The sequence below is a fragment of the Marinigracilibium pacificum genome (assembly GCF_012926615.1).
Lineage (GTDB): Bacteria > Bacteroidota > Bacteroidia > Cytophagales > Cyclobacteriaceae > Mangrovivirga > Mangrovivirga pacifica.
In genome coordinates, this window is record NZ_JABBNU010000003.1 from 403,775 (window position 1) to 417,884 (window position 14,110).

Here is a 14,110-nt window from a genome sequence, read left to right on the forward strand (position 1 = left end):
ACCTATACTGCAACTTCTGCTTTAATATGAGGATGTGGATCATATCCTACCAATTCAAAATCTTCAAATTTGAATTCAAAAATATCCTTTACATCCGGATTAATCTTCATTTGAGGTAATGATCGATGTTCCCTTGATAACTGAAGTTTGGCCTGATCAAAATGATTTGAATATAGGTGAGCATCCCCAAAAGTGTGAATAAATTCATGAGGAACCAGATCACACACCTGTGCCATCATCATTGTTAATAATGCATAAGATGCAATATTAAACGGTACTCCCAAAAATACATCTGCACTTCGTTGGTACAACTGACAAGAAAGCTTACCCTCTGCTACATAAAATTGAAACATTGTGTGACATGGAGGTAAAGCCATGCTTTGAATATCACTTACATTCCATGCACTTACAATTAGTCTTCTCGAATCCGGATTATTCTGGATCATATCAACCAATTGGCTTATCTGGTCAACTGTATTTCCATCAGGAGTTGGCCAACTTCTCCATTGATGACCATATACCGGTCCCAACTCTCCGTTTTCATCCGCCCATTCATCCCAGATTCGGACCCCGTTTTCTTTTAGATATTTTATATTGGTATCACCACTCAAAAACCATAGCAATTCATGAATAATTGATCTTAAATGAAGCTTTTTTGTTGTCACAAGTGGAAAACCTTCCTGAAGGTCAAACCTCATCTGATGACCAAATATTGATCGGGTTCCGGTACCGGTTCTATCACTTTTATCTGTCCCTTCGTTCAGAATCTTTTCCATTAAGGCATGATATTGCTCCATAAGTAATGCTTATTTTCAGGTGATATTTTTCAAAACAATATACAAATTTATAAGATTATATCGGAATAACATTAACTTGATACCAGAATACCAAAATCACTATTGACCTCAATCTTTCATGTATAGAAAACTTGCAAGATATTTTCTTTTTACAGCCCTGTTATTCACAATTTTCTTTGGCTACTCACTAAAAGATGTTGGCTTTGATTATGATTTCGAACGTTTCTTTCCAGAGAAAGATCCGGATTTAACTTATTACAATAAGTATAGAGAGGTTTTTGGTGAGGACAATGACTATTTTCTGCTTGGAATAAATTCTGAGAATGAAAATTTTCTAGATACCTCATTTCTTAAAAAAACAATCATACTCAAAGATTCGCTCCTTAAAATAAAAGGTATCACTAATATCATTTCGCCACTTGATGCCAAAAAGATGGTGAAAACACCACTTGGAATGGTTCAAGTCCCATACTTCCACCCTGATTCTCACTCAAAACTAAATCAGGATATTGAAAGATGGGAAAATGAAAAACCTGCACCTTTCTATGATCTAACAAATATAGATAAAGGAGCAATTGCTCTACTAATTATTCATGAACCTATAAAAGAGGATATTGGAGCCTCAAGAGATTTATTTCAAAAAATAGAATCTACTACAGGAGCTTTTTTTAAAGACTACAAACTCGCCGGGAAGCTGAAAGCTCAACCGGTCTTTGTAGATAAAATGCAAAAGGAACTATTACTATTTCTTTCCATATCGGTGGTATTAACAACCATCATTCTATTTTTAGTTTTCAGAAGTTTCAGAGGGATAATCTTTCCACTTTTGATTGTGGTTGTGTCAGTATTATGGACAATTGGATTCATGACAATTACTGGTAAAAAACTTGACTTACTTATGGTTATGCTACCTACAATCCTGTTTGTTGTGGGTATGTCTGATGTCATTCATTTCTCCAACAAATACATTGAAGAATTAAGACAAGGTAAACCAAAACTTAAGGCATTAATTAAAACAGTAAGAGAAATCGGACTAGCGACATTCCTTACCTCATTAACCACAGCAATAGGTTTTTTCACTTTATATACTCTAAACATTGCGCCGATTAGAGAATTTGGAATCTATACAGGTATAGGAGTTTTTATGGCTTATATGGTAACACTCCTTGTATTGCCATCTCTATATATTTTCACAAAGAAGCCAAGGCAATCACACAACCAAAACAATAAAACCTTCTGGCTAAAACTGATGAGTAAATGCTTTAGGTTCGTCTTTAAAAACAGAAGAGCAATTCTTATTTCTTCAATTGTTTTGACCTCAATATGTCTTATAGGAACATCCAGTATAAAAGTTAATGCATTTCTTATTGATGACTTGCCTAAAGATGATCCACTGAAACAGTCATTTGTATATTTTGATGAAAACTTCGGTGGAGTAAGACCTCTGGAAATAGCTATTAAAAGCGAGGACAATAATTCATTATTAGATTTAAAGCATGCAAAGGAGATTGAAAAAGTAGTAAACTTTATAGATACAGCCTACCATGCGGGAAATATATTATCAATCAATACCATAATTAAAAACACTAACCAGGCACTTCATTCAGGGAAATATGAATTTCATAAAATCCCTGAATCAACTAATGATTTTAGAAAAATCGAACCTATGCTTGATGTTTTAAGGAAGCGGGGTGATTTAGATATTTTACTTGATAGTGGCGAAACTTATTCAAGGATCACAGCCAAAATCAAAGATTACGGTAGTGAAATAACCACTCAAAAAAATATTCAGTTTAAGGAATATATAGAAAGTAACATTGACAATTCGCTAATCAGTGTACGATTAACAGGTACCTCAATTTTAATTGACAAATCAAATAATCTATTAATAGGTAATGTTCTAAAAGGAATGGCTATTGCATTAATTGTAGTAGCATTATTGATGGCAATACTTTTCAGAAGCTGGAAAATGATTATCATTACCTGGATTCCGAATTTAATTCCATTATTGATAATGGCTGCAATCATGGGATTTTTTGATATTAACCTCAGACTTAGTACCGGAATAATATTTACAATTGCTTTTGGAATTGCTGTTGATGATAGCATACATTTTTTATCAAAGTTCAAACTAGAACTAGATGAAGGAAAAAGTGTGCTTTACTCCTTAAAAAGAGCTTACCTCAGTACCGGAAAAGCAATAATCCTGACATCATTAATATTAGTGTCAGGATTTCTAAGCTTGGTGCTATCTGATTTTGGAGGAACCTTTTATACAGGATTACTAATCGGAATCACATTACTCATTGCAATGGTTATCGACTTGACTGTATTACCGGTCCTTATATTATTAATTTTCAGAGATAGCGATTCCAGAATAAGAAGATAAAGCTAGTATCCTCTATTATTTCCGTAATATTGTCTCTCCGGCATTATAACCCATAAAATAATGTATACTATTAATCCAGGAAATGCAGCACTGAATAATGACACTAATACATAAATGATTCTTAGCAGACTAGAATCCATATTAAAATACTCTGCCAGACCGCCAATTACTCCTGCCACCATTTTATCTCTTGAAGATCTTCTCAACTCTTTTTCATTATAATTCGCCATACTGCTATAAGTTTAAATTCAATTAATAAGGTAATAGATATTAACTTTTTGTTGCAATATATCAAAAACCATTTAAGCATTCTTCGATACAAAGCATCATAACAATATCTAATCACAATTCATTCCTAAGTTTTCAAACGATTGATTATCAATAATTTAACATAAACACACTAAATTATTTCTGTCCAATACTGAACACCCTTATTGAAAAAATGTACACTATACCTAATAGATATTTCTTTCATCGAAATCTCACATACTTTATGATGCATACAATAATGACAATCTATTAACACATAATAAAATTAAAGTCAAAACACCCAAAAGCACTCCAAAACAAAATTTTAAACTGAATTAACCACAACTAACCAAATAATCACACACCATTAAACAATAAACTAAAAATTTTCATTTGCAAATAATTAAAAAAACTTACATCTATAAGATTTTAAAAAATTGTTAATGTTTAAGTGACAGATTATGAGATAGCTTTGTAAGACTAGCTAACTAAGGAGATATAAGTGAGATATGGATTTGTTAAGTATTTTTGTTTTTGCGATAGTTGTTGGTGGACTGATGTTTGGTAAATCAATTAAGCACGAGATTAAACACAGTAAATAATTTTTTTATATTTCTTATGGGGCTATTTTTTCAACAGCATACTCCCATAAGAATAACCACCTCCAAACACACTGAGGGCGATAAGGTCATCTTTCGACAATCTATCAAATCTTTCTGATAGACCAATTGTACATCCGGCACAACCAGTATTACCCAGGTATTCAACATTGGAAACTGTTTGCTCAGTTCTTAGACCAAGTTGATCTCCTACATTTTTGGTAATTCTGAGATTTGCCTGGTGTGGAATAAAGTAATTAAGATCCTCTGGAGTTAAATCATTCTTAGAAAGAATTTCTCTGGTGATTTCAGTCATATACTGACAGGCATGAATGAAAACATCTCTCCCGTTTGGCATATACAAACCATCAATAAGATTCAAATTCACACTTTCATTTGCCTTCCCTAGTGTACCGCCTCCACGAGTAATAATATCAAGAACCTTAACACTTTCTTCAGAATGCTTCTTTTTAGTTATATAAAGAGCTGAGGCTCCATCACCCCATAAATGCCCAGCCTTTTTATCTGTCACATCTGCAAATCTTGAATTATGGTCAGAAACCACAGCAAGGGCTTTAGTTGCTTTTCCCATAGCAAAATACCCTTCTATTACTTCCATAACATTAATAAAAGAAGAACAAGCAGAGCTTAAAGATAAAACCATGGCATTTTCTGCACCCACATATCGTTGTACAGCATGACCCAAAGTAAATATAGTATCAAATGGAGTATAAGTTCCTCCAACAATTAGATCTACATCTGATAAATCAACATCAATTTTTAATTGAAGATGCTTTACGGCATCAATACCCATAGTATTGGTATTCTCATCATCTTCGGCTTTACGGCGTTCTCTCATCCCTGTTCTTTCTGTAATCCACTCATCCGAAAGACCGGATTTATCCAAAAAGAAATCATTATTCACTACCGAATGAGGCAGGTAATGGGCAATTTGATCAATATACATTTGCTGGTTGAGTTAATTCGGTGTCAAATATTTAAATTAATGAGCAAAATTCCTTTAAAATGAAGCAATATTTTAGTTCTTTTCTATCATACGTATTTTTTTCAACTTTGATTACCTGCGCTTTGCATGCTCAGGAACTAGAAGAAAATACTTTATTAAATAACAGTTGGGTAAAAGCTAAGTCACTTTCTTCAAACTCTCGAGCTAACGATAATGTCTATGTTTATACAGATTCATTATCCAACCAATATATTAAAGGAAAGCGAGGCTTAATTATTGCTTTACCTAATTCGTATTTTGAGAATCCAGCAAAACACTACCCTGTTATTTACATGATGGATGGTCAGAATTTATTTGATGCTGAAACTTCCTATGCAGGTGAATGGAATGCAGACTCTACCCTCCTAGCATCAGGTAGCCAGTTGATTATTGTGGGCATTGATAATGGTAGCGCCCAACGCATAAATGACTATACGCCACGTGAACACAATGAATATGGAGGGGGCAATGGCAAAAACTTTCTGAAGTTTATTATTGAAACTGTAAAGCCTTTAATAGACACTCAACTTAGAACCATACCAGATAGAAATCACACATATATCGGAGGTAGTTCATTAGGAGGATTAATAAGTATTTATGCCCTCATGAACTTTGAAGAAACCTTTAGTAAAGGAATAATCTTTTCCCCATCATTTTGGTTTGATGACCTGATCATGGGTGAATTAAAAGAATGGAATCCCAAACATAAAATTAGTTTATATCTCCTAGTAGGTGGAAAAGAAGGTGAATCTATGGTTCCCGATACTGAATTAGCATATTCAATCTTAAAAACGAAAAAAAAGATCAGAAGCAAACAAATTACCGACATAAATGGAGAACACAATGAAAGATTCTGGTCTAAATACCTGTCATACGCCATTGAATTCATAAAATACTAAAAAAAACCCTCAGATGAATTTTTCAACTGAGGGTACCACACATAAAGAAACCAAAATAAACTAATTGTTATTTTCTGTAACTAGTCTTTACTTTATCAGCTTCAGACTTGTCACCATTATTTATCATTACTTTTTGCTGCTCCTTTTTCTCATATCGGCTTCTTGCAGCTTCGAAGTAACTAATGTTTTTTGCTGTCTTTTTATTTTCATTAACCTCGCTATTCCCCTGAGCTTCTTTGGTGCCTGTTCCATCCGGAGATTCTACTCCTTCTGTGATACTTTGCCCATTCACAAATGTTGCAGACAATACAAATAAAAATAGGGCTCCAAATAAATTTCTTTTAATCATAATCTTTTCCTTTTTAACTTAATAAACATTTTAGCTGGTCGAGGAATAATACAAATGTAGTTATTCCATTAATCATAAAAACGCGGGGTTCTCTCCATATATTACATATGTATTCATTTAAAAAAGAATAGAAAAGAATTGTCTCAGCACTAAAAGACAGTAATTAATAACGTCAGTTTCAAATAAAATACTGCTGTGTTTATTTAAATATTAGAATTAATCAACATAATTCATTCTGTATGTCCACATATATTACTCCTGATTGGCGAATAGGTTTTTGAATACTGACTAAGGGAGTTTTGTGCAATTCATATAAATAATCTTTTGTGTAATCCGAGTTAAAAAAGGTATTTTTGCCTCAAATCGGAAATTCATAATAATTATGCCTCAATACGATCATAAGGCTATAGAAGCCAAATGGAAAAAATTTTGGAAAGAAAATAAAACCTATCAAGTTACTGAAGATACAACAAAGCCAAAATTTTATGCTTTGGATATGTTCCCGTATCCTTCAGGCGCCGGCTTACACGTAGGTCACCCACTAGGTTATATTGCTTCAGACATTGTTGCAAGATATAAAAGGAATAAAGGCTTTAATGTATTGCACCCTATGGGATTTGATTCATTTGGTCTTCCTGCTGAGCAATATGCTATTCAGACCGGACAGCATCCTGCTATTACAACTGCAGAAAATATAAAAAGATATAAAGAACAGCTAGAGAATATTGGATTCAGCTATGATATGTCAAGAGAGGTACAAACAAGCTCTCCTGAGTATTATAAATGGACACAATGGATCTTTATGCAATTATTTAATCATTATTACGATAATAATGAAGACAAGGCTGTACCTGTTAGTATACTAGTTGAAAAACTAAAAACAAATGGCTCTGCAGGTGTCAATGCTACCTGCGATGATGACACCCCTCAAATAAGTGCTGATGACTGGCAACAAATGAATGAGGATGAGCAACAAAAATATTTGCTTCACTATAGGTTAGCCTTCCTTTCAGACGCTATAGTTAACTGGTGTCCTGGCCTTGGTACGGTTTTAGCCAATGACGAGGTTAAAGACGGAGTATCAGAAAGAGGCGGATTCCCTGTTGAAAGAAAGAAAATGAGACAGTGGAGTTTGCGCATTACTGCTTATGCTGACAGGCTGTTAAAAGGTCTTGAGACAATCGAATGGCCTGAAGCAGTTAAGGAAATGCAGAAAAACTGGATCGGAAAGAGTGTTGGAGCTCAGGTAACCTTTGATTTAGAAAATTCTGATCACCAGATAAAAGTTTTCACCACTCGTGTTGACACCATTTATGGGGTAACATTCCTTGTACTTGCTCCGGAAAGTGAAATTATAGATGATATAGTCACTGCAGAGCAAAAGGAAAAGGTTGATGCTTATGTTACTGAAGCAAAAAACCGATCTGAAAGAGAGCGAATGACGGATGTAAAAAACATCTCAGGGGTTTTCACAGGAGCTCATGGTATTCACCCATTTACCGGTGAAAAAGTACCTGTATGGGTTGCCGATTATGTACTTGGAGGTTACGGTACAGGTGCCGTTATGGCAGTACCTTCCGGTGACCAGCGAGATTATGATTTTGCTAAGCATTTTGATCTTCCAATTGTTCAAATAATCGATGCCCAGAAAATAGAAGATCAGGCCGACCCTACCAAGGAAGGTAAAATGGTGAATTCAGGTTTTATTAATGGGTTATCTGTTACTGAGGCTACAAAAAAAGCTATTGAAATTCTTGAAGAAAAAGGAAAAGGCTTTGCCAAGATTAACTACAGAATGCGTGATGCTGTATTTAGCAGACAACGCTACTGGGGTGAACCTATTCCGGTATATTTCAAAAATGAGGTTCCATATTTGATCAATGAAAGTGAACTTCCTTTAGAACTACCGGAAGTTGACAAGTATTTACCAACAGAAGATGGTGAACCTCCTTTGGCAAGAGCTGAGAACTGGAAAACTTCAGAAGGGTATGAATATGAAAAGAGCACAATGCCAGGATGGGCTGGATCAAGCTGGTATCTATTCAGGTATATGGACCCTAAAAATGAAAACACCTTTGCCGATAAGGAAATACTGAAATACTGGAAAAATGTAGACCTTTATATTGGAGGTTCTGAACACGCAACAGGACACTTATTATATAGTCGTTTCTGGACAAAATTCTTAAAAGACATAGGTTACTTAACAGTTGAAGAGCCTTTTAAAAAGTTAGTAAACCAGGGAATGATCCAGGGAAGATCTAACTTTGCTTATCGAGTTAAAGATTCACATAAGTTCGTTTCATATAATCTTAAAGATGATTATGATGTATCAGCTATCCATGTTGATGTATCATTAGTTCATGGAAATGATGAATTGGACACTGAAGCCTTTAAAAGCTGGAGACCAGATCTGAAAGATGCAGAATTTATTCTGGAAGATGGAAAATACATCTGTGGCTGGGAAGTTGAAAAAATGTCTAAGAGTAAATATAATGTTGTCAACCCTGATGATATTATCGAGCAATATGGTGCTGATACTCTAAGAATGTATGAAATGTTTCTGGGGCCTCTTGAGCAATTTAAACCATGGAACACCCATGGTATTGATGGGGTTGCTAAGTTTCTAAGAAAATTCTGGAAACTGTTCTATAATGAAGAAGGAGAATTAATCGTAAATGATACCCCAGCTGATAAAAAAGCATTAAAGGTAACTCATGCTACGATCAAAAAGACAATTGAAGACATCGATAGTCTTTCTTTCAATACAGTGGTGAGTGCGTTTATGATCTGCACGAATGAGCTAACGAAAATGGATTGCCATAGCAAAGAAGTTCTTGAGCCATTGGTTATTGCCTTATCACCATTTGCGCCTCACATATGTGAAGAATTATGGGAAGGATTGGGTAATAGCGAAAGTATAACGAAGGCAGAATTCCCTTCTTATAATGAGACATATCTTGTTGAGGATAGTCATGAATATCCAATCATGATTAACGGAAAAATGAGAACTAAAATATCATTTTCATTAGATACGCCAGTTTCTGAAATGGAACAAACAGTTAAAGAAAATGAGGTTGTTCAAAAATGGCTTGAAGGCAAAGATCCTAAAAAGATCATTGTTGTTCCGAAAAAGATTGTGAATGTTGTTATTTAGCGACAAAACAAATATTAAAAAAAATACAAAAGGCCTCAATTGAGGCCTTTTGTATTTTTTTTAATGGTATTCGATTATTTTGGTGATATATCGAACCTTTAAAATAGGAGGTCTAAAACCCTCTATCTTAAAATAACCATTTATGCTTCGGTTTCAATTGGAACTGGTATTAAATAAAAATCCCGGCTCTTTGAGGAACCGGGATATTTTTATATTATGATTATGTATATCTTATTTAGTGAACATTGGCCATCCAACGTTTCATTAATGGAGCAATAATCAATGCTACTAAAGCAGCTCCAAATGCATAATACGCTATTAATTGAAATCCTTCAGAGTATACTCCTAAAGAAGCTACAGTATCAAAATCACCACTTGGATTTTCCTCAATAGCTAATTGCTTCGCTACAAAACCAACAACCTGGAATGCATAAGCAGAAGACAAGAACCAAACTCCCATCATAAAAGCTACGAATTTTTGAGGAGAGAGATCAGTAATCTTAGATAATCCAACAGGAGACATAAATAACTCACCTCCTGAAATGAAGAAATACATTATGTATAGGAAAATAGCAGGAACCATACCTTCAGCTGATGCACTTCCCTTTCCTAAATAAAGAATGTAAAAACCAATACCTAATAAGGCTAATCCCATAGAGAACTTAAATGGCGTTCTAGGGTTTGCTTTATGCTTACTTAAAAAGCCCCAAAGCGCAGACATTGGAATAGATAATAATATGATAAATGCCGGATTAATAAAGTTTGTCTGAGCAGCATTTAAGAATACCAGGTCAACATTTCTTTTAGCAAAAAGAGTTAATACAGATCCACTTAGTTCATGAAAACCCCAGAAGACAGTCATAAACAAAGTAAGAAGAACAGCTGAGATCAACTTAAGCCTTGCTACTTTATCTACTTGATATAAAATCCAGATGATATAGGCTAAAATTATAACACCTAATAACCTGAATAAAATATTAACTACAGTTACTTCACCAAAATAAGGGTTCAGGAAGCCTATATAATTATAGCTAGATAATAAAAGAGCTACTACAGGAACTGCAATAAAAGACAAAATAACTACCCAGTGTCCAGTTTTGACTCCTAAAGTTTTGTTATCAATCAATCTATCCTCAGGAGGCATACCTTTATCACCAAATACACCTTTCTTCATCCCTGCATAGAAAAACAACAGTCCGGTTAACATACCAAAACCTGCTAATCCAAATCCATAATGGTATCCAAATGCTGTTGCCAGGTAACCACATAAAAGAGGTGAAACAAAAGCACCGATGTTAATACCCATATAGAATATGGTAAAGCCTTTATCTTTTCGGACATCGCCAGTCTCATATAAGGTTCCAACAAAAGTTGATATATTAGGTTTAAAGAAACCATTACCGACAATGATGAAAGAAAGGGCGAGGTAAAACATAATGTTATTCTCAAAGGCAAGGATAAAGTGTCCGATAGCCATAAGAACTCCACCAAGCATGATGGAATTACGATACCCCATTATTTTATCAGAAAGACGGCCGCCAATTACAGTTGAAGCATAAACCATTGAACCATAAGAGGAGTAGACAATAGCTGCAATTGCATCTTTGGCTTGCAAGGCCTCAAATACCTTTTCGACCATGTAGAGCGTAAGTAACGCTCGCATTCCATAAAAACTAAATCTTTCCCACAGTTCGGCAAAGAATAGGTAAAATAATCCTTTAGGGTGGCCGAACATTTCATTCTTACCTGTAGATATTGAGTTATCTAAGGGTTCTACTGTTTGACTCATAGGTTATTGTTAAGTTTTTTCCAGTTTTCAAAAAAATCTGCTAAATCTACAATCTGTATTGCGGAAATACAACTGAAAAGCACATAAGGTAGGAAAGAGGGATAAAATAGCATTTTTGTTTTCCATGTTAATTAATTAATAATTAGTTTTGCGAAAACGTTTGAAATCAACAAAAAACCCTTATTTAATCAATATTGCAATGGTAGAATACGGCTTGAAGTCAACGGTCGCTGGATTAGACAGATATGAAATCGACCGGGCAAGACAGGTATTTTGGAATTTGACCCCCGCAGAATTAGTTGAGCATGCCTTAAATAATGAAGAAGGCAAATTAACTGATACTGGTGCACTTATGTGTGACACTGGAAAATTTACCGGACGCTCTCCAAAAGATCGTTTTGTTGTAGAAGATGAAAAAACAAAAGATTCTGTATGGTGGGGAGACATCAACATTCCGATTTCTCCGGAAAACTTTGACAGGATCTATAATAAAATGATCGCTAACCTTGAAGGTAAAAACCTTTATGTTCGCGATGCTTTTGCTGGTGCTGATCCTCGATACAGACTTAATCTGAGAGTGATCAATACAAAAGCATGGCAGAATTTATTCTGCAATAACATGTTTATGAGACCAGAACGCAACGAACTAAAGGACTTTGATCCGAACTTTACTATCATTTGCGACCCTGATTTTAAAGCTGATCCTTCAACCGATGGAACTCGTCAGGATAATTTCGCTATTATCAACTTTACAAAAAGAATGATATTGATTGGCGGAACAGGTTATGCAGGTGAAATGAAGAAAGGTATCTTCTCTGTTCTTAATTTTATTTTACCTCATGATGAAAGTGTATTATCAATGCACTGTTCAGCGAACATGAGTACTGATGAAACTGATACGGCAATATTCTTTGGTCTTTCAGGAACAGGAAAAACAACTCTTTCGGCTGATCCGAACAGACTCCTTATTGGTGATGATGAGCACGGCTGGACTGATAATGGTGTATTCAATTTTGAGGGCGGATGTTATGCAAAGGTTATTGACCTTAGCAGAGAAAAAGAGCCTGAAATTTGGGATGCTATTAAATTTGGTGCTATTGTAGAAAACACAAGATTCCATGAAGGAAGCAGAACTGTTGACTACAAAAACACATCAGTAACAGAGAATACAAGAACAGCCTACCCTATTGATCATATTGCAAATGCAAGAATCCCATCTATGGGTGGCATTCCTAAAAACATATTCTTCCTGACTTGTGATGCTTTCGGTGTGTTACCTCCTATTTCAAGATTATCTAAAGGTCAGGCAATGTTCCATTTCATTTCAGGATATACAGCTAAGGTTGCAGGAACTGAAGCAGGAATTACAGAACCTCAATCAGCATTCTCTGCTTGCTTTGGCGCTCCTTTCCTACCTCTTCACCCAACTAAATATGCTGAAATGCTTGGTGAAAAGATGGAACAGTATGATGTCAACGTTTGGCTAGTGAATACTGGCTGGAGCGGTGGACCATATGGTGTAGGTTCAAGAATGAAATTACCTTATACCAGAGCAATGATCACTGCTGCATTAGATGGCAGCCTTGCTAAAGGTGATTTTGTTAAGCACAATATCTTTGGTTGTGAAATGCCAACAGCATGTCCAGGTGTTCCTGATGAGGTATTAGACCCAAGAAATACATGGAGTGATAAGAGCGCTTATGATGAGAAAGCTAGTAACCTTGCAGCGATGTTCGTTAAAAACTTCGATAAATTCTCAGACTTTGCTAATGACGAAATCATGGCAGGAGCTCCTGTAGCAAGTGAAAAAGTAAAATAATCTGATAATTAACTCAAATAAAAAAGGGATCCGATTGGATCCCTTTTTGCATTTACTATAAATTCTTAATTAGTTTTTAGTAACTGTATAAGTGTTGTCAAGGAAGTTAATAGAAACGGTATAATTACCATCTTCAGCAATAGCAATATTACCACCCTTATATTCCAAATTCCCAGAGCTTCCACCCCAATCATCAGTCCAGTCATCATCCGCTCTAAACTTAATTTCGCCAACTACTAAATCAAGTGTTATACTATAAATATTTGATCCTGCTGATTCTTGTGTCATATTTTGATCAGCGTTCCAACCTTCAGGAGTTGCCGAACCAATTATACCAATAGAATTTAATTGTTTGAAGCTATAAGTTTGAGTTTCTGCTCCTAAAATATAATCCATGGTAATTAAATATGTCCCTTCACTGATTGGGATATTGGGTCCATCTTGTGTACCAACTTGATCTATTCCAATATCACCTCCATAATTCTCAGCCCAGTCATCATTCATTCTGAATTTTGCCTGTCCATCTACTAATGCAAGGGTTGTTCTATATAAATATTCAGTAGGTGAATTTTCAATTTTCTGCAAATCTGTATCAGCTCCCCATCCTCCTGGAGTTGCATCACCAATGATACCTAACTCTTTCACGGGTTGAATAATAGCACTTTTTTCTTCAATTGTAGTAACAACTCCTCTAATATCAGTTACACTACCTGAAATTAATATTGAATCACCTAACTCCAAAATACCTTCTTCATCCATCCAGATCAGGGTAGTATCTTTTACTCCATTCAGATCTAGAGCATCTATTACAGCACCTGATCCAATCTGACTACCATCTTTATAAGTGACAGTATACTGTGCGGAGGCAAGTCCTCTATCATCATGAAGAATCAGGTCAACTCCTGTTCCAAATGGATAACCACCTAAAGCAAGAGATGCATCTGGAATTCTTATTACAGGATTGGCATTTGCATCAGTATTGATCGATAAGTCTTCCTCACAGGAAATCAATGTGCCAATAAAAATCATGGCAAACATCAATTGTAAAATTTTATTCATT

10 protein-coding genes are annotated in these 14,110 nt (G+C 35.1%); 4 read left to right on the forward strand and 6 right to left on the reverse strand.

The genetic code is table 11. The features are described 5' to 3' along the window. Nucleotides 1-2: 2 nt before the first annotated feature. Entirely contained in the window at nt 3-797 is a 795-nt protein-coding gene (locus HH304_RS06655) for a thymidylate synthase (RefSeq protein ID WP_169679286.1), read from the reverse strand. 118 nt (nt 798-915) lie between these two features. Here HH304_RS06655 and HH304_RS06660 point away from each other — a divergent pair, with 118 nt between their 5' ends. Further along, nucleotides 916-3,186, forward strand: coding sequence for an efflux RND transporter permease subunit (locus HH304_RS06660; RefSeq protein WP_169679290.1), 2,271 nt, complete (start codon nt 916-918; stop codon nt 3,184-3,186). A 2-nt stretch (nt 3,187-3,188) separates the two neighbouring features. On the opposite strand, the gene HH304_RS06665 is transcribed toward HH304_RS06660, so the two are convergent. Both HH304_RS06665 and HH304_RS06670 read right to left on the reverse strand, forming a co-directional pair. Continuing rightward, complete coding sequence (locus HH304_RS06665; RefSeq protein ID WP_169679293.1) at nt 3,189-3,416, reverse strand: PspC domain-containing protein; 228 nt, start codon at nt 3,414-3,416, stop codon at nt 3,189-3,191. A gap of 643 nt (nt 3,417-4,059) precedes the next feature. Continuing rightward, the gene (locus HH304_RS06670; protein ID WP_169679295.1) at nt 4,060-5,001 is read right to left on the reverse strand and encodes a 3-oxoacyl-ACP synthase III family protein; all 942 of its coding nucleotides are present in this window, start codon (nt 4,999-5,001) and stop codon (nt 4,060-4,062) included. Between the two features lie 59 nt (nt 5,002-5,060). On the opposite strand from HH304_RS06670, the gene HH304_RS06675 reads away from it, so the two are divergent. Then, nucleotides 5,061-5,939, forward strand: a complete 879-nt coding sequence (locus tag HH304_RS06675; protein WP_169679298.1) for an alpha/beta hydrolase — start codon at nt 5,061-5,063, stop codon at nt 5,937-5,939. 67 nt (nt 5,940-6,006) lie between these two features. Here the strand turns inward: HH304_RS06675 and HH304_RS06680 are convergent, their stop codons facing one another. After that, a complete protein-coding gene (locus HH304_RS06680; RefSeq protein WP_169679301.1) occupies nt 6,007-6,288 on the reverse strand; it encodes a hypothetical protein in 282 nt (93 codons plus the stop codon). Between the two features lie 382 nt (nt 6,289-6,670). On the opposite strand from HH304_RS06680, the gene leuS reads away from it, so the two are divergent. Continuing rightward, nucleotides 6,671-9,442: a leucine--tRNA ligase gene (leuS, locus tag HH304_RS06685; protein WP_169679304.1), complete on the forward strand. Its 2,772-nt coding sequence runs from the start codon at nt 6,671-6,673 to the stop codon at nt 9,440-9,442. A 235-nt stretch (nt 9,443-9,677) separates the two neighbouring features. On the opposite strand, the gene HH304_RS06690 is transcribed toward leuS, so the two are convergent. Beyond that, nucleotides 9,678-11,231 carry a peptide MFS transporter gene (locus HH304_RS06690; RefSeq protein WP_169679306.1) on the reverse strand — a complete coding sequence of 518 codons (1,554 nt, stop codon included), beginning with the start codon at nt 11,229-11,231 and terminating at the stop codon, nt 9,678-9,680. 199 nt (nt 11,232-11,430) lie between these two features. On the opposite strand from HH304_RS06690, the gene pckA reads away from it, so the two are divergent. Beyond that, entirely contained in the window at nt 11,431-13,050 is a 1,620-nt protein-coding gene (gene pckA / locus HH304_RS06695; RefSeq protein WP_169679309.1) for a phosphoenolpyruvate carboxykinase (ATP), read from the forward strand. Between the two features lie 69 nt (nt 13,051-13,119). Here pckA and HH304_RS06700 read toward each other — a convergent pair whose 3' ends face one another. Beyond that, entirely contained in the window at nt 13,120-14,109 is a 990-nt protein-coding gene (locus HH304_RS06700; protein WP_169679312.1) for a SusF/SusE family outer membrane protein, read from the reverse strand. Nucleotide 14,110: the final 1 nt, after the last annotated feature.

Excerpts from the sequence above, each read along its gene's own strand:
- HH304_RS06655 (WP_169679286.1), bottom strand. The coding sequence starts at position 797 with ATGGAGCAATATCATGCCTTAATGGAAAAGATTCTGAACGAAGGGACA.
- HH304_RS06660 (WP_169679290.1), top strand. The coding sequence starts at position 916 with ATGTATAGAAAACTTGCAAGATATTTTCTTTTTACAGCCCTGTTATTC.
- HH304_RS06665 (WP_169679293.1), bottom strand. The coding sequence starts at position 3,416 with ATGGCGAATTATAATGAAAAAGAGTTGAGAAGATCTTCAAGAGATAAA.
- HH304_RS06670 (WP_169679295.1), bottom strand. The coding sequence starts at position 5,001 with ATGTATATTGATCAAATTGCCCATTACCTGCCTCATTCGGTAGTGAAT.
- HH304_RS06675 (WP_169679298.1), top strand. The coding sequence starts at position 5,061 with ATGAAGCAATATTTTAGTTCTTTTCTATCATACGTATTTTTTTCAACT.
- HH304_RS06680 (WP_169679301.1), bottom strand. The coding sequence starts at position 6,288 with ATGATTAAAAGAAATTTATTTGGAGCCCTATTTTTATTTGTATTGTCT.
- leuS (WP_169679304.1), top strand. The coding sequence starts at position 6,671 with ATGCCTCAATACGATCATAAGGCTATAGAAGCCAAATGGAAAAAATTT.
- HH304_RS06690 (WP_169679306.1), bottom strand. The coding sequence starts at position 11,231 with ATGAGTCAAACAGTAGAACCCTTAGATAACTCAATATCTACAGGTAAG.
- pckA (WP_169679309.1), top strand. The coding sequence starts at position 11,431 with ATGGTAGAATACGGCTTGAAGTCAACGGTCGCTGGATTAGACAGATAT.
- HH304_RS06700 (WP_169679312.1), bottom strand. The coding sequence starts at position 14,109 with ATGAATAAAATTTTACAATTGATGTTTGCCATGATTTTTATTGGCACA.